This window comes from Streptomyces sp. DH10 (assembly GCF_029813805.1).
GTDB classification, from domain to species: Bacteria; Actinomycetota; Actinomycetes; order Streptomycetales; family Streptomycetaceae; genus Streptomyces; species Streptomyces coeruleofuscus.
Genome location: NZ_JARVKU010000009.1, coordinates 149,678 through 166,371 on the forward strand (window position 1 = coordinate 149,678; position 16,694 = coordinate 166,371).

At 72.6% G+C, this 16,694-nt stretch carries 3 protein-coding genes; all 3 read left to right on the forward strand.

Going from position 1 to position 16,694, the window contains the following annotated elements:
• Positions 1 to 4: 4 nt before the first annotated feature.
• Genes QC385_RS20285 through QC385_RS20295 form a run of 3 tightly spaced genes read left to right on the forward strand, consistent with a single transcriptional unit; the run spans position 5 to position 16,691 of the window.
• Positions 5 to 3,667 (forward strand): ATP-binding cassette domain-containing protein, encoded by a 3,663-nt coding sequence (locus QC385_RS20285; RefSeq protein ID WP_279542730.1) that lies wholly within the window; start codon positions 5 to 7, stop codon positions 3,665 to 3,667.
• Complete coding sequence (locus tag QC385_RS20290) at positions 3,664 to 9,393, forward strand: non-ribosomal peptide synthetase (RefSeq protein ID WP_279542731.1); 5,730 nt, start codon at positions 3,664 to 3,666, stop codon at positions 9,391 to 9,393. The genes QC385_RS20285 and QC385_RS20290 overlap by 4 nt, the downstream gene beginning before the upstream one ends.
• Positions 9,393 to 16,691: a non-ribosomal peptide synthetase/type I polyketide synthase gene (locus QC385_RS20295; RefSeq protein WP_279542732.1), complete on the forward strand. Its 7,299-nt coding sequence runs from the start codon at positions 9,393 to 9,395 to the stop codon at positions 16,689 to 16,691. The genes QC385_RS20290 and QC385_RS20295 overlap by 1 nt, the downstream gene beginning before the upstream one ends.
• Positions 16,692 to 16,694 lie beyond the last annotated feature (3 nt).

Below are 16,694 nucleotides of genomic sequence, written 5' to 3' on the forward strand. Positions count from 1 at the left end.
CGACGTGGCGAACACAGAAACGCTGCCGAGCCGTCCCAGTGCCGAGGGAAGCGCGGGACTGTTCTCCCGCATCTTCATCCACTGGCCCTCCGCTCTCGTGGCCACCGGGTCCCAACGGTCACTCGAACCGTCGGACAGGCTGGTGCCCCCGACCTACGATCACCTGGAGCGCGTCGCCCCCGCCTTCGAACACGCCTGGGCACAGCGACGCCACCAGGAGAACGGACTGCGCCGGGCACTGTACGACACGTACCGGCGGCGTTTCTGGCTTGCCGCACTGATCTTCCTCGGCTATCAGGTCTGCGCCACCGTCGGACCACTGTTCGTACGTGAGCTCATCCAGTGGTTCGAGGGCGGCGGCAGCGGGGTGATGAGCCAAGGCCTGCTCATCGCCGCGGCCCTCGGCCTCTTCCACGTGGCCGACTCGCTGGCGCACAAGCACCAGTGGTCGGAAGCATGGAAGACCACCCACTCGATCAACGCTCTGCTGCGCACCCAGATCCTGCGCAAGTACCTGCGGATGGACCGCGGTGCGCGGCTGTCGCACCCCACCGGCGATGTCATCACCCTCGCGTCCAGGGACTCGCTGAAGGCCGGGCAGCTCGCCTTCTCCCACATGGCGTGGGCGGTGCCGCTCGGCATCGCGGGCTCCTGCGCCATCCTGTGCGTGCTGCTGGGCTGGGCGGGCCTCGTCGGCATCGCCGTGCTCATCGGCGGACTCCAGCTGTCGAACATGGCCAACGAGCGCCTGTACGCCGTCGAACCGGAGATCCGCGACGCCAACGGCGTCCGCATCGGTCTGGTCGGCGAGTACCTCGGTGCCATGCGCACCCTGCGCTCGCACAGCTGGGAGGACGTCGCGGAACAGGCCGTCACCCGCGAGCGCGCCAAGCTGAACGGCCTGCTCGTCGGCCGGCAGAGGCGCCTGGCCACTCTCTACCTGGTCAATGCCGCCACGCCGGTCCTCATGGTCACCGCGACGCTGGTCACCTACGTCGCCCTGGGCCACCGACTGCACGCCGCCGACGTCTTCGCCGCCATCGCGGTGCTCTCGGTGCTCCGCTCCCAACTGCCCGAGCTGGTCCGCTACTTCGATCTGCGCAACGGATGGAGGGTCGCGCTCGGCAAGATCTCCACCTTCCTCGACACACCCGACGCCGACGCACCGGCCGTCGACGACGCCGCAACCGCCCAGGCACCCGCGGGCACCGTGCACCTGGCGGGAGCCGCCTTCGCGTGGCCCGGAAAGGACGAGCAGGCCACTCCCTGCCTGGAGGACCTCGACCTGCGGATCGCGCCAGGGGAACTCGTCTGCGTCCTCGGCAAGGTCGGCAGCGGCAAGAGTGCTCTGCTGGGCGCGCTGGCCGGCACCCTGCGCACCCTCTCCGGAACCGCCCACACCCACGGCAGCATCGTCTACCTGCCGCAGCGGCCCTGGGTCATGCAGGCCAGCGTCGCGGACAACATCCGCTGCTTCACCCCGCACAACCCCGAGCGCTACGCCGCCGTCCTGCGCGCCACCGCCCTCGACACCGATCTCGCCGTCCTGCCGGCCGGGGACGCGACCGTCCTCGGCGAACGCGGCACCACCCTCTCCGGCGGCCAGCGCCAGCGCATCGCACTCGCCCGTGCCGCCTACGAGGACGCCGACGTCTACCTCGTCGACGACCCGACCAGTGCCGTCGACGACGCCGTCGCCACCCGCATCATGAACGCGCTCCTCTCCGAGGTGCTCGGCGGCCGGACCCGGATCGTCGCCACCCACCGACTCGACCTCGCCCGGCGCGCCGACCGCGTCGTCGTCCTCGACGGCGGCCGGGTGGTCGCCGTCGGCGCCTTCGAGGACATCCGGGCCCGGATGCCCGATTTGCTGCCGGAGGCCCAGGGCGGCACGGCCGAACCCACCGCGGCGGAGGCCGCCGACGCGGCCGGAAAGGCCCCGGAAGCGGACGCGGCGGACGAGGCGGCACAGCCCGTACGCAGCGGCAACGTGCTCCGCGACACCTACCGCGGCTACCTGCGGGTGCTGACCCCCGGTGCACTGCTCTTCGCCCTGGTCGGTCTCGCCGTGGTGGGTCAGAGCATGCTCGGCGCCTCCTCCTTCTGGCTGGGGCACTGGACCGAGCACCCGGACGGGAACACCGCGCTGTACGCCGGCGTCTTCGCGGGCATCGGCCTGCTCACCCTCGTGCTCGACCGCACCCTGTTCACCTTCGGGTTCTCGCGCGGGGTCAAGGCCGGCAAGACCCTGCACAACTCGATGCTGACGCGGGTGCTGCACGCACCGCTCTCCTTCTTCGAGAAGCACTCCTCCGGGCGCGTCCTGACCCGCTTCTCCGCCGACACCGAAACCGTTGACCTCGAACTGCCCGAGTACACGATGGACACCCTCAAGATCGCCGTCGGTATGGGCGTCCCGCTGCTGATGCTCGCCGTCACCAGCCCGCTCACCGCGATCTTCGCCCCGGTCGTGCTGCTGGTCTACCTCCGGTGGCAGCGACGCACCCGCACCAGCACGGTCGAGGCCTCCCGCCTGGCCAAACAGGCGAAGGAGCCGGTGATCGCGCTGCTCTCCGAGGCGATCGAGGGCGTTGCGTCCATCGAGGGCCGCGAAGCGCGGGTCAAGGGTTACGAAGCCACCTTCCGCAGCCGCGCGCAGGCCGCGCACTACGCCGACTACACCGTCAACTCGTTGTCCCGGCACTTCAACCTGCGGCTGGACCTGGTGGGCGCAGTCGTGCTGTTCGGCTACGCCGCGCTGCTCGTCGTCCAAGGCGGCATCGGCGCAGGCTACGCCGGGGTCGGGATCAGCTTCGTCTACATGCTCATCGAAACGCTGGCCATGAGCCTGATGACCGTGCAGATGATGGACCTCGCCCTCGCCAGCTACGAACGCGTCCACGACTACACGGAGCTCGCCGTCGAGTCCGAAGCGGGCGTGGCAGCGCCCGAGGGCTGGCCGTCCGCCGGTGACATCCGTTTCGAGGACGTCACCTTGCGGTACGCGCCGAGTGCGCCGCCCGCGCTGGAGGGCGTCACCTTCCACGCTCCCGCCGGGCGCAAGACCGGTATCGCGGGGCGGACCGGCAGCGGCAAGTCCAGTCTGTTCACCGCGCTGCTGCGGTTCACCGAGTGCGAGCGCGGCAGGATTCTCATCGACGGCGTCGACGTCTCCACCCTGCGACTGCCCGAGCTGCGCTCGCGGATCGAGGCCATCCCGCAGGACCCGGTGCTGCTGCCCGGCACGCTGCGCGAAAACCTCGACCCTTACAACGCCTTCTCGGACGCGGAGCTGGAAGCCGCGCTGGAGAAGGCCGGCCTCGCCGACAAGCTGCTCGCCCTGCCCGACGGCCTCGCCCACCCCGTCACGGCGGGCGGCGCGCAGCTGAGCACCGGTGAGCGTCAACTGCTCTGCCTGGCCCGCGCCCTGCTCCGCCGCGCCCGGATCGTACTCATCGACGAGGCGACCGCCAATCTGGACGCCGAGACGGACGCACGTATCCAGCGCACCTTCGAGACGGAACTCAAGGGCGCCACCGTCCTCGTCATCGCCCACCGGCGCGATGCCCTGCTCGACGCCGACCGCGTCGTGCGGCTGGACGGCGGCCGCGTCGAGCGGATCGCCGAAGGCGACGACCATCACGCGGCGACAGGGGCCTCGGCATGAGCGACACCCCGGAGCTGACCGCCGACCGGACCCGGCCGCCCGTACGCCGCCCCGCCGGCGGCCGGCTCGCCCTCACCCTGGGCGAGGAGCGGGCGTGCGGGCTCGCCGAGCTGGCCCGCGCCCGCGGCACGACGCGGTTCGCCGTCCTGCTGACGGTCTATCGGCTGCTGATCGGCCGCTGCACCGGCACCAGCGACGTCACCGTCGTCGTCGGGCCCCCCGGAGGAGGCCTGCGCCCGGCTGCGCAGGCATGGGACGACGGGACGACGTTCGCCGCGCTGCTCGACCGTCCCCGCGAGGAGCGGGACGGGGCCGACGGCACCGCCGCATCCGGCGCGCTGCTCTTCGCCGCCGTCGGCGGCCCGGGCCTGCCGCTGGGCGGGCGGTTCGACCTGGCGTGCCTGTGGGACGAGTCGCTGCTCGACTCGGGCGAACCACACGGGCTGCTCGTCTACGACACCGACCTGTTCGACCGGGCGAGCGCCGAGCGGTTCCGCGGGCACTACCTGGCCCTGCTCGATTCCGCCCTGACCACGCCCGACGCGCCGGTCCGCGACCTCACCCACACCACCTCGCAGGAGCGCGAGCTCCTCGCCGCCTGGGGCCACCGTCCCGCCGGGACCAGCGCCCGAACCGTCGTGGACACCTTCCGCGCCCGGGCGGAGGAGACTCCCGACGCCGTCGCGCTGCACTTCGCCGACGGGACACTCACCTACGGCGAAGTCCAGGAGCATGCCACCCGGCTGGCCGAGCGGCTCGCCGGACACGGCATCACCCCCGAGAGCGTCGTCGGGCTGGCCATGGAGTCCTCCGCCGCGCTGATCACCGCGATGATCGCGGTCCTGACCACCGGTGCCGCCTATCTGCCACTGGACCCCGGTCACCCCGATGCCCGGCTCGCCCTGATGCTGGCGGACAGCGGAGCCCGCCTGGTCCTCGCCGACCGTGACCTGGGCTTCGCCGGCGACACCCCCGTCCTGCGCACCGACCGTCCCGCTCAGGACGCACCGGCCGAAGCACGCGCCGCCGGGCGGGAGCGTGCCTTCGCGGGCCCGTTCCCGGCCTCCCATCCGGACCAGCGTGCCTGCGTGCTCTACACATCCGGTTCCACCGGCCGTCCAAAGGGCGTGGCCATCACCCACCGCGGAATCGTGCGGCTGGTCTGCGACGCCGAGTACCTCGGGCTCGGTTCGTCCGATGTCGTCGCCCAGGTCGCCAACACCTCCTTCGACGCGGCCACCTTCGAGATCTGGGGCGCTCTGCTGAACGGCGCCCGGCTCGTCGGTGTCGCCAAGGAAGACGTCCTCGCACCCGAGCGGCTGCGCGAGCGGCTCGCCGAGCACGGTGTCACCGCCATGTTGCTCACGACGGTCCTCGCCAACCGCTGCGCGGAACACGACCCGGCCATGTTCGCCCCGTTGCGCACCCTGTTCTTCGGCGGTGAGGCCGCCGACACCCGCCGGGTGGCCGCCCTGCGCCGCGCCAACCCCGGACTGCGTCTGGTCAATGCCTACGGCCCCACCGAGGGCACCACCATCGCCGCCGTCCACCCCGTGTCCGACACCCCGCCCGACGGCGTCCGCCTGCCGATCGGCCGCCCGATAGCCGACACCCGGCTCCATGTGCTCGACCCGTCGGGCCGCGAAGCCGGTGTCGGTGTACCCGGCGAACTCCACCTCGGCGGCGCCGGCCTCGCCCGCGGCTACGTCGGACGGCCGGACCTCACCGCCGAGCGTTTCGTGCCCAGCCCCTTCGGCACGGGGGAGCGGCTCTACCGCACCGGTGACATCGTGCGCTGGCGCGAGGACGGTGAACTGGAGTACCTCGGCCGCGCCGACTCCCAGGTCAAGATCCGCGGAGTGCGGATCGAGCCCGACGAGATCGCCGGCGCACTGATCGACCTCCCGGCCGTACGCGCCGCCGTCGTCGACGTACGCGGCGAGGGCGACGACCGCCGCCTCGTCGCCTACGTCACCACTCACGACGGACTCCCCGCCGACCCGAGCGCGCTGCGTGCCGGCCTCGCCGCCCGGCTGCCCGCAGCCATGGTCCCCTCCTGGTACGTGCGCCTTCCCGAGCTGCCCGTCACCCCGAACGGCAAGGTCGACCGCCGGGCCCTCCCCGAGCCGACGGGCGGCGACCGTGTCCAGGCCGCCGAACACGTCGCCCCGCGCAACGCCGTCGAGGAGACCGTCGCGCTGGTCTGGGCCGAACTGCTCGGCCTGCCCGGGATCTCCGTCCATGACGACTTCCTCGCCCTCGGCGGCCACTCGCTCCTCGCCACCCGGGCCGTCGCCCGGGTCGCGGACCGGCTCGGCGTGGAACTCGGCGTCCGTGACCTGTTCGAGGCTCCCACGGCGGCGCGGTTCGCCGCCCGGGCCGCCAACGCCCCCCGGGCCGCCGCGCACACCCCCCTACCCCGCGCCGGAGCCGGGCCGCACCGACTCTCGTTCGCCCAGCAACGGCTCTGGTTCCTCGACCGCCTCACCCCGGGCAGCGCGCTCTACAACGTGCCGCTCGTCCTCGACATCACGGGACCGCTCGAACTGCCCGCGCTGCGCGCCGCCCTCCGGCAACTGCTCGACCGTCACGAGGCGCTGCGCACTCGCTTCGGCGGGGGAGAGATGCCCCGGCAGCTCGTCGACGAGGCCGCCGATCGGCTCCAGGTCACCGAACTCGCCCATCTTCCCGAAGTCGCCCGCACACGCGAGGCGGACCGGCTCGCCCGCGAAGAGGCACAACGCCCCTTCGATCTCGCCACGGGCCCCCTCTTCCGCGCCCGCCTGCTGCGCCTGGCCGAGGACCGTGCCCACCTGCTGCTGACGATGCACCACGCGATCTGCGACGGCTGGTCCGTGGGCGTGCTGGTAGCCGATCTCGGCACGCTCTACCGGGCCGTCGTCGAGGGGGACCGGCCGGCCCCGGCCCCGCCGGCCGTCCGGTACGCGGACTACGCCGCGTGGCAGCGCGCACATCTGGCCGGCGAGGCTCGTGAGCAACAACTCGGCTACTGGCGCGAACGGCTGCGCGACGCGCCGCCCGCGCTCGAGCTGCCCCTCGACCGCGCCCGCCCGGCCGTGCCCCGGCACCGGGGCGACACCCTCCCGGTGCGGCTCGGACCGGAGCTCACCCGCCGCCTGGAGGAGGTCTGCCGCGCCCACGGGGTGACCAGGTTCATGGTCCTGACCGCGGTGTTCCAGGTGCTGCTGGGCCGCTACTCGGACACGCGCGACGTCAGCGTCGGGACGCCGGTCTCCGGCCGAGTGCGCCCCGAGTTCGAGCAACTCGTCGGGTTTTTCGTCAACACGCTGGTCATCCGCACTCAGTGGGAAGAGGAACTGACCTTCGCCGCCCTGCTCGGCAGAGTCAGGGACATCACCCTCGGCGCCTACGCCCACCAGGACGTGCCGTTCGAGCAGGTCGTGGAGTCGGTCCGGCCGCCGCGCCAGGCCGGCCGGGCACCGTTGTTCCAGGCGATGCTGGCGATGCAGAACGTGCCGCAGACCACCGATGCCCTGCCCGGACTCAGCGTGTCCGTCAGCGAATCGGCCGTCCGATTCGCCAAGTTCGACCTGACCGTGGTCTGGGACGAGGGCACGTTGTCGTCCGGTGCCCTCGGCGGCTACCTCGAGTACGACGCCGACCTGTTCGAACGGGCGACCGCCGAGCGACTCGCCGGGCACTACCTCCACCTGCTGGAGGCCGCGCTCGCCGCGCCGCAGACCCCGCTGCACGGGTTGCCCACCATGGACGAGCAGGAGACCAGGGCCCTGGTCGGTGCCGCCGACGGGTGTGCACTCCCAGCCGCCGAAGCGGTCGAGCCGGTGCACGGGCTGATCCGCGCGGTCGCAGCCGCCCGGCCCGGTCACGTCGCGATCAGCCAGTCCGGCCGCACCCTGAACTATGCCGAACTCGACGAGCAGTCCGACCGGGTCTGCGCGTTCCTGCGTGCCCGGGGCGTCGGTCACGGCGCCACCGTCGTCGTCCGCCTCGAGCGCACCCCGCTCTGGCCCGTCGCCCTGCTCGCCGTCCTCAAGGCCGGGGCGACATACGTGCCGACCGACCCGCAAGCCCCACAGCGGCGCTTCGCGGCCATGGTCGAGGACGCTCATGCCGACCTCGTCCTCGGTTCGCGCGCCGACACCCCGCCGGCCGGTACGGCGGTGCCCTTCGCCGCCGTCGAGGACGCGCTGCAGTCGATCGCCGCGCCCGCACCGGAGACCGCCACGACAGTGCACCCGCAGACCCCCGCGTACGTGCTCTACACCTCCGGCACCACCGGGCTGCCCAAGGGCGTCGTCGTCGGCCACGCAAACCTGACGCACACCATCCAGGCGGTCGCCGAACGGTACGGCCTCGGCCCGCAGGACCGCGTTCTTCAGTTCGCGGCGCTCACCTTCGACGTGGCCGCCGAGGAGTTGTTCTCCGCACTCGTGCGGGGCGCCACGGTCGTCCTGCCGCCCGCCGGACCGGTGCCCGGCATCGACGAACTGACCTCGCTCGTACGGAGCGAACGGCTCACGGTGCTCAACCTGCCCGCCTCGTACTGGCACGAGTGGGTGGCCGTGATCGACCGGTTCCCGCCCTCGTCCTGCCCGACCCTGCGGCTGGTCGTCACCGGCAGTGAACGCGTCGACGGCGGCAGACTCGCCCTCTGGCAGGCCGCCGAGCCCGCCCACGTCCGCTGGCTCAACGCCTACGGCCCCACCGAGGCCACCATCACCGCCACCCTGTACGAACCGGACCGAGCAGCAGTGCGGCCCGGGCCCGGCCAGGCGGCCGACCCGACCGTCCCGATCGGCCGTCCACTGCCCGGCGTGCGCGCCTACGTGCTCGACGCTGCGCTGCGGCCCGCCCCGCCCGGCGTCCCCGGGAACCTCCACCTGGCCGGCGACGGCATCGCCCAGGGCTACCTGGGCGATCCGGCCCGAACCGCCGCGGCCTTCCTGCCCGACCCGTGGGGCCGCCCCGGCGCACGCATGTACGCGACCGGCGACCGCGCCCGGCGCAACGCCGAGGGAGACCTGGAGTTCCTCGGCCGCTGCGACGACCAGATCAAGCTGCGCGGCTTCCGGATCGACCTCGGAGAGATCGAGGCGGCCCTCAGCGCGCACCCGGACGTACGCGACGCCGCCGCCCTCCTGCGCGAAGACACCCCGGGCAGGCCCCGACTGGTCGGCTACATAGCCGTCGACGGCGGCACGTCGCCGCCGGACCTGCCGGCCCACCTGGCGCAACGCCTGCCCGGCTACATGGTGCCGGGCGTCGTCGTGCCCCTCGACCAGCTGCCGCGCGGAGAACGCGGCAAGACCGACCGCCGCGCCCTTCCCGCGCCCGCCCCGGCCGCCGCGGGCCCCGGCGTACCGCGGCCCGGCGACCGTCCCGAGACCGGACTCGGGCGGACCGTCGCCGCCGTCTGGTGCGAGGTGCTCGGTCTTGAACACGTCGGCTCCGACGACAACTTCTTCGATCTCGGCGGCCACTCCCTGCTCATGGTGCGGGTACAGGCCCGGCTGGCCGAGGCCCTGGGCCGGGACATCCCCGTGGTGGACCTGTTCCGGTACCCGACGGTACGCACACTCGCGAGGCACCTCGCCGGCGATGGCCACCCCCGATCGGCATCAGGCGCCGAAGGGCGGCGCCGTGCCGAGGAACGAAAGCTGCAACAAGGCACGCGCACGCCGCGCAGGCGGCCGGTCGCGCCCCGAAACAGTGGAGACAAGTGATGATTGACGACAGCTCGATGCCCGCCGACGCCGTCGCGGTCGTGGGGATGGCCCTGCGCGTCCCGGGCGCGGACACCCCGGAGCAGTTCTGGCGGAACGTGCGCGACGGCGTGGAATCCATCAGGTTCTTCACCGACGAGGAGCTGCTCGCCGCGGGCGTGGCCGCCCAGGACCTCGCCGATCCCGCCTACGTCAAGGCGTTCGGAGCCCTGGAAGGCGTCGGCGACTTCGACCCGCGCTTCTTCGGGTTCTCCCCGCGTGAGGCGCAGATGCTCGACCCGCAGCACCGCCTCTTCCTCGAATGCGCCTGGGAGGCCCTGGAACACGCGGGCTGTCCCGCCGACCCCGAGTCGACCGTGACCGGCGTGTACGCCGGAGTGGGCGAAAGCTCCTACCTTCAGCACAACCTCCTTGCCAACGAGGGCCTGGTCGAGCGCATCGGCGCCTTCCAGAGCGCTCTCGGCAACGACAAGGACTTCATGCCGACCCGGGTGTCGTACAAGCTCGACCTCCGCGGCCCCAGCGTCAGCGTCCAGACCGGCTGTTCCACGTCCCTCGTCGCCGTGCACGTGGCCTGCCAGGCGCTGATCAACGGCGAGTGCGACGTCGCCCTCGCCGGCGGTGCGACCGTCAATGCCCTGCAACAGCTCGGCTACCGGTACGAGGAGGGGGGCGTCCTGTCGCCCGACGGACACTGCCGGGCCTTCGCCGACAACGCCGCTGGCGCCGTACCCGCCAGCGGCGCCGGCGTCGTCGTCCTCAAGCGCCTCGACGCGGCGCTCGCCGACAAAGACGTGATCCACGCCGTCATCCGCGGCACCGCCATCAACAACGACGGCTCACGCAAGGTCGGGTTCACCGCCCCCAGCATCGAGGGTCAGGCCGACGCCGTCGCCGAGGCACTCTCCATCGCCGACGTCGACCCGGCCACCGTCACCTACGTCGAGGCCCACGGCACCGGCACCCGGATCGGCGACCCCATCGAGGTGGCAGCCCTGCACCACGCCTTCGGCGACACCGGCGGGGACCACCGCTGCGCCCTCGGCTCGGTGAAGACCAACATCGGCCATCTGGACACCGCCGCCGGCGTCGTCGGCCTGATCAAAGCCACCCTGGCCATACGAGCCCGCGAACTCCCGCCGTCGCTGCACTGCCCCCGTCCCAACCCGGGCCTCGCGCTCACCGACGGCCCCTTCTACGTCAACACCGAACTCACCCCGTGGCCGGGCGAGGTGCTGCGTGCCGGGGTCAGCTCCTTCGGGATCGGCGGCACCAACGCCCACGTGATCCTGGAGCAGGCGCCGTATCGTCCACTCACCGAACCGGGGCGAGCGCGGCACGTACTGCCCCTCTCGGCCGCCACGCCCACGGCGCTCGACACCGCCGCCGCAGAACTCGCCGCCCATCTGCGCGCACACCCGCAGGAGCGCCTCGACCACGTGGCCTACACCCTGCAGCGCGGCCGCCGGACCCTGCCGTTCCGGCGCTTCGTCGTGGCCGGCAGCACACAGGAGGCGGCCGAAGCGCTGAGCGGGCCCGTCCCGGTGTACCCCGCAGGGCCCGAGACGGACCGGGACCGCGAGGTGATCCTCGCCTTCCCCGGGCAGGGTGCACAGCGCATCGGCATGGGCCGCGCGCTGTACGAGCGCGAGCCGGTCTTCCGCGCCGAGGTCGACCGCGCCGCCGAGATCCTCCTGCCGGTGCTCGGCGAGGACATCCGTGCTCTGCTGTACCCCGGCGAGCCGGAGCGGGAGATTGCCCAGGAGAAGATCCGGCGGACCGAGTACGCCCAGCCCGCTCTCTTCGCCGTGGAGTACGCCCTCGCCACACTGTGGGCTTCCTGGGGAATCCGGCCCGCGGCCATGCTCGGACACAGCCTCGGCGAGCTCGTCGCCGCGTGCCTGGCGGGCGTCATGGGCTTCGAGGACGCACTGCGGCTGGTCGCCGTACGCGGGCGGCTGATGCAGAACGCGCCCTCCGGCGCGATGGTGGCGGTGCCGCTGCCGGAGGACGAGATCACGCCGGTCCTGGGCCCCGAGGCGGCCCTGGCCGCGGTGAACGGGCCGCGCGAGTGCGTGGTGTCCGGCCCACTCGAAGAGGTCGAGGCCGTCGAAGCGCGCCTCGCCGAACGCGGGGTCACCACGAAGCGGCTGCGCACCTCGCACGCTTTCCACTCCCGCATGATGGACAGTGCCGCCGACGCCTTCGAGGCGGAGGTCGCACGCGTCGCGCTGACGGCGCCACAGATCCCCTTCGTTTCCAACGTGACCGGAACGTGGATCACGGACGAGGAGGCCACCAGCCCGGCGTACTGGGCCCGTCACCTGCGCTCCACGGTGCGGTTCGGGGAAGGTCTGCGCACGGTGTGCCACCCCGGCGCGACGCTGCTCGAGGTGGGTCCGGGCCGCGTCCTGGTCAGCCTCGCCCGTGCCGGGAACGACATGCACGGGGCGGTCGCCTCGCTGCCCTCGGCCGGCCCGGCCGCCGACGCCGAGGAAGAGGTGCTGACCGCCGCCGGCGAGCTGTGGCGGCTGGGTGCGCCGGTGGCCTGGGAGGCGCTGCACGGCGAGGAGACGCCGCGCCGCACCGTGCTCCCGACGTATCCCTTCGAACGCGAGCGGTGCTGGGTCGACCCGCCGCGCGGCACCCGCACGGCGCGAGTGAACCCGGACGGTCTCGCGGTGCGTGGCTTCCGCAGGACGGGCCCGCCGACCCGCGGGGCCGCGCTCGACGACGCGGCACCGGCCGCTTGGCTGATGGTCACGGACGAGGCGGGCACCCTGCACGGCCTCGCCGAGCGCCTGCGCTCCGAACACCGCCGCGTGGTCGAGGTGCCGTCCGCCGCCCTGGGCACCCGGGACGACTTCACCCGGCACCTCGCATCCTCGCTCCCCGCCGGCGAGCGGATCGGCGGCGTGCTCCACACCGCGCTGCTCGGCACCGCGACCGAGGATTCCGGCAACCGCGCAGCCCGGGAACTGGAGGCGCTGGAGCAGGCCCTGGCGGCCCGTGGCGACGAGGGCGCACGGCTCATCGCCGTGGTCTCCGGCGCGCTCGACGTCACCGGTGAGGAACCGCTGTTCCCCGAGCGGAGCGCACTGCTCGCATGGGCCCGCACGGGCCGGCCGGGCTCCCGGGCCCTCCTCGACGTACCCGCTCCGGTGACCGCCGCAGCCGCCCGCCGTCTGACCGGCACACTGGTCGCGGAGCTCGACGGCACGCCCGCGGAGCCCGTGGTCGCGCGCCGCGGCGGGCACCGCTTCGTGCCCGATCTGGAGCCCCTTGCCGCGGCAGCGGGCGCCGGCCCCGGCCGGCACGCCGGTGCGCACTACACGTCGACCGGCGACGAGCGGGTCGCGGCCGTGTTCACCCGCGCGCTGACCCGCGCGGGCGCCACGGTGACCCCGCTGTCCGCCGCCGCGGCCGGACCGTCCACTGTCCTGGTGCTGCTCGACGCAGCCGCTCCGCAGGCCCTCGTGCTCGACACACTGGAGCGCGCCATCACAACGACCGCCCAGGCGCCCGAGGGCACCGTGCTCGGCTGCGAGGTCCATCTCGTCGGTGACTCCGGCTTCGAGCCGTCCCACTCACCCCTGGCCGCCGTCGTCGAAACGCACCTCGCGCTGGTGTGCCGCGAGTCCGAGGTCGCGTGGGCCGGTTTCGTCTGGTCGCACGCGGACCACGCCATGGTCGAGCGGTGGGCGTCCCGCGTGGTCGGCGCGGCTCCCGGCGCCTGCCAGGCGGTCGTGGAGCCGGCGGCCGACCTCGCGCAGGACCCCGCGCCCGACGAGCCGGGCGCGACCGCCCAGGCCCGCCCGGACTACGCCGACGACACCGAGCGTCAGGTCGCCGCGATCTTCTCGGACCTCCTCGGCGTACCGGGCATCGCACCGGACACCAACTTCTTCGAACTCGGTGGACACTCCCTGCTCGCCGCGCAGTTCGTCGCGCAGGTCCGCACGGTCTGCGGTGCCGAGGTCCCGCTGCGCGCCTTCGTCGGCCGGCCGACGATCCGCGGTCTGGCCGCCGCCGTGCGCGCCGCCCGCGCCGAGGCCGGCGACACCCTGCTGGAGGCATTGCCGGCCGTCGTGCCGGACCCCGGGAACGAGGGTGTGCCCTTCCCGCTGACGGACGTCCAGCAGGCGTACTGGATCGGCCGCACCGGAGTCTTCGAAATCGGCAACGTCGGCATGCACGGGTACGAGGAGTTCGACGTCCGGGACCTCGACCTGCCCCGCATGGAACGTGCGTTCCGCCGGCTCATCCAGCGGCACGGCATGCTGCGCGCCGTGGTGCTCCCGCACGGCGAGCAGCAGATCCTGACGGACGTTCCCGACTACGTCATCGAGACGGCGGACCTGCGGGGGCTGCCCGGGAGCGAGGCGCAAGCGGCGCTCGAAAGTACGCGTGCGGCCATGTCCCACCAGAACTTCGAGGCCGACCGGTGGCCTCTGTTCGAACTGCGCGCCTCGGTCCTGGACGATGACCGTACCCGACTGCACTACAGCATCGACGGCCTCGTCACCGACGCCCGTGCCTCCAACGTCCTGCTGCGCGAACTCGCTCACCTCTACGAGCGGCCGGACGTCGAGCTGCCCCCGCTGGAACTGTCGTTCCGCGACTACGTGCTGGCGGAGAAGAGCCTGGAGTCCTCCGAGCTCTTCCGCCGTGCGGAGGCCTACTGGCGCGAGCGGATCCCCGGTCTGGCGCTCGCCCCGGAGCTGCCGCTGGTCTGCGACCCGCGAACCGTCGACTCCCCGCGCTTCAAGCGGGTGGAGGGTCTGCTGCCCCAGGAGACCTGGGAACGCGTCAAGGGAAGGGCGTCGCAGCGCGGCATCACGCCCACGGCGCTGCTCCTGACGGCCTACAGCGAGGCGCTGGCCACCTGGTCGAAGAACCGCCGCTTTACGCTCAACCTGCCTATGGCGAACCGGCTTCCGCTCCATCCGGAGGTGGACGCCATCGTGGGTGACTTCACCTCGGTGACGCTGCTCGAGGTCGACGCGGCGGGCGAGACGACCTTCGAGGCGCGTGCCCGCGCCGTGCGGGACCGGCTGATCAACGACATCGACCACCGTGTGTTCAGCGGTGTACGGGTGATACGGGAGATGAAGAAGACGCGTGGCGACGCGGCGGCGGCCATGCCGGTCGTGTTCACCAGCCTCTTCCTCGACCACGGTCAGGACACTCCGATCGGTGAGGTGGCCTTCAGCATCTCGCAGACGCCGCAGGTCTGGATCGACGCACAGGTCTACGAGGTGGACGGCGCGCTCGCGTTCGACATCGACGCGGTCGAGCAGCTCTTCCCCGAGGGCCTGGTCGCCGCGATCCACGCGGCCACGCTGGAGCTCCTGCGCTGGCTCGCCCGGGACGAGGACAACTGGAGCCGGCCCGCGCCGTCGCTCGTGCCGCACACCGAACTCGCCGAGCGGGAGGCGTACAACCGGACCGACGGGCCGTTGCCGTCGGGCCTCCTGCACGCGCCGTTCTTCGCCACGGCGGCCCGGACACCCGAGCGCACCGCCGTCGTCACTGCGGGCCGCACGCTCAGCTACGGGGAACTGGCGGCGCGGGCCGGCGGCATCGCCCGGCGGCTGAGCAGTCTCGGCGTGCGCCCCAACGACCTCGTCGCCGTGGTGATGGAGAAGGGCTGGGAGCAGTGCGCCGCCGTCCTCGGCATCCTCGCCGCCGGCGCCGCCTACCTGCCCATCGATCCCGAGCTGCCCGACGAGCGCGTCCGGCTGCTGCTCGAGCACGGCCAGGCCCGTGCCGTCCTCACCCAGAGCCGCGTCGCACAGGGCGGCGAGGACCGCTTCGCGGGTGTGCCGGCCGTCTTCCGGGTGGACGAACTCCCCTTGGACGAGGACGAGGAAGCGGTCGACGGTCTGAAGCCGGACGGTCCCGCCGCGCCGGACGATCTCGCCTACGTCATCTTCACTTCGGGTTCCACCGGTCTCCCGAAGGGCGTGATGATCGACCACCGAGGCGCCCTCAACACGGTCGTGGACGTCAACGACCGCTTCGGCGTCGGCGCCGACGACCGGATCCTGGCCCTTTCCTCGCTGAGCTTCGACCTCTCGGTGTACGACATCTTCGGCCCGCTGGCGGTCGGCGGTGCCGTCGTCATGCCGGACGCGAGCGCGCACCGCGACCCGGCGGCCTGGCTCGACCTGATGGAGACGGCCCGGGTCACCCTCTGGAACTCCGTGCCGGCGCTGATGGAACTGCTCGTCGAGCACATGAGCGTGAAGGAGGTGACGGGTACGGCGCTACGGCTGGTGCTGCTCAGCGGCGACTGGCTGCCCGTCACACTGCCGGACCGCATCCGGCGGGTGCTCGGCGCCCCCGAGGTCGTCAGCCTCGGCGGCGCGACGGAGGCGTCGATCTGGTCCATCCTCTACCCGATCGGTCAGGTGCCCGCCGACTGGCCCAGCATTCCGTACGGCAGGCCGATGCGGAATCAGACGTTTCATGTCCTGGACGACGCGCTCCGGCCCCGGCCGACCGGCGTCCCGGGCCAGCTCTACATCGGCGGCGTGGGTCTGGCCCAGGGCTACCTGCGCGACGAGGCCAAGACGAACGGCGCCTTCGTGGTCCATCCGGAAACCGGCCTGCGCCTCTACCGCACCGGAGACCTCGGACGCTTCCTGCCGAGCGGCGAAATCGAGTTCCTCGGCCGCGAGGACTTCCAGGTCAAGGTGCAGGGCTACCGCATCGAACTCGGCGAGATCGAGACCGCCGTCACCCAGCATCCGGACGTCCGGGCGGCGGTCGCCGTGGTCCACGGGGAACCGCGCGGCGCGAAGCAACTGGTCGCCTTCGTCGTCCCGCAGAACGCCCACGACCTGCCGCAGGACCTCCGCGACTTCCTCGGCACCAAACTGCCGCGCTACATGGTGCCGGACGTGTACGTGGAGATCGACGCCCTGCCGCTCACCGCGAACGGCAAGGTCGACCGGCGGGCACTGGTGGTTCCCGAGCAGGTGGCCGAGGACGCCGCAGCGCCCTATGAGGCCCCGCGGACACCGGTCGAGGAGGTCGTCGCCGAGGTATGGGCGAGCATGCTCGACATCGAGCGCGTCGGCATCCACGACAACTTCTTCGCCCTCGGCGGAGATTCGCTCATGGCCATGCGTGCCGTGGTCCACCTGCGCAAGGCCCTCGGCACCGACCTGCCGATCCGCGTCCTGTTCGACAGCCAGACGCTGGAGGACACCGCGCTCGTCATCGAGGACCACCTCCTCGCAGAGATCGAGGAACTGTCCGAGGAAGAAGCCCAGGCGCTGCTCGCCAACTGAGCC

What these genes read in the sequence shown, in the direction of transcription:
- QC385_RS20295 (WP_279542732.1), top strand. Translation starts at nt 9,393, where the DNA reads ATGATTGACGACAGCTCGATGCCCGCCGACGCCGTCGCGGTCGTGGGG.
- QC385_RS20290 (WP_279542731.1), top strand. Translation starts at nt 3,664, where the DNA reads ATGAGCGACACCCCGGAGCTGACCGCCGACCGGACCCGGCCGCCCGTA.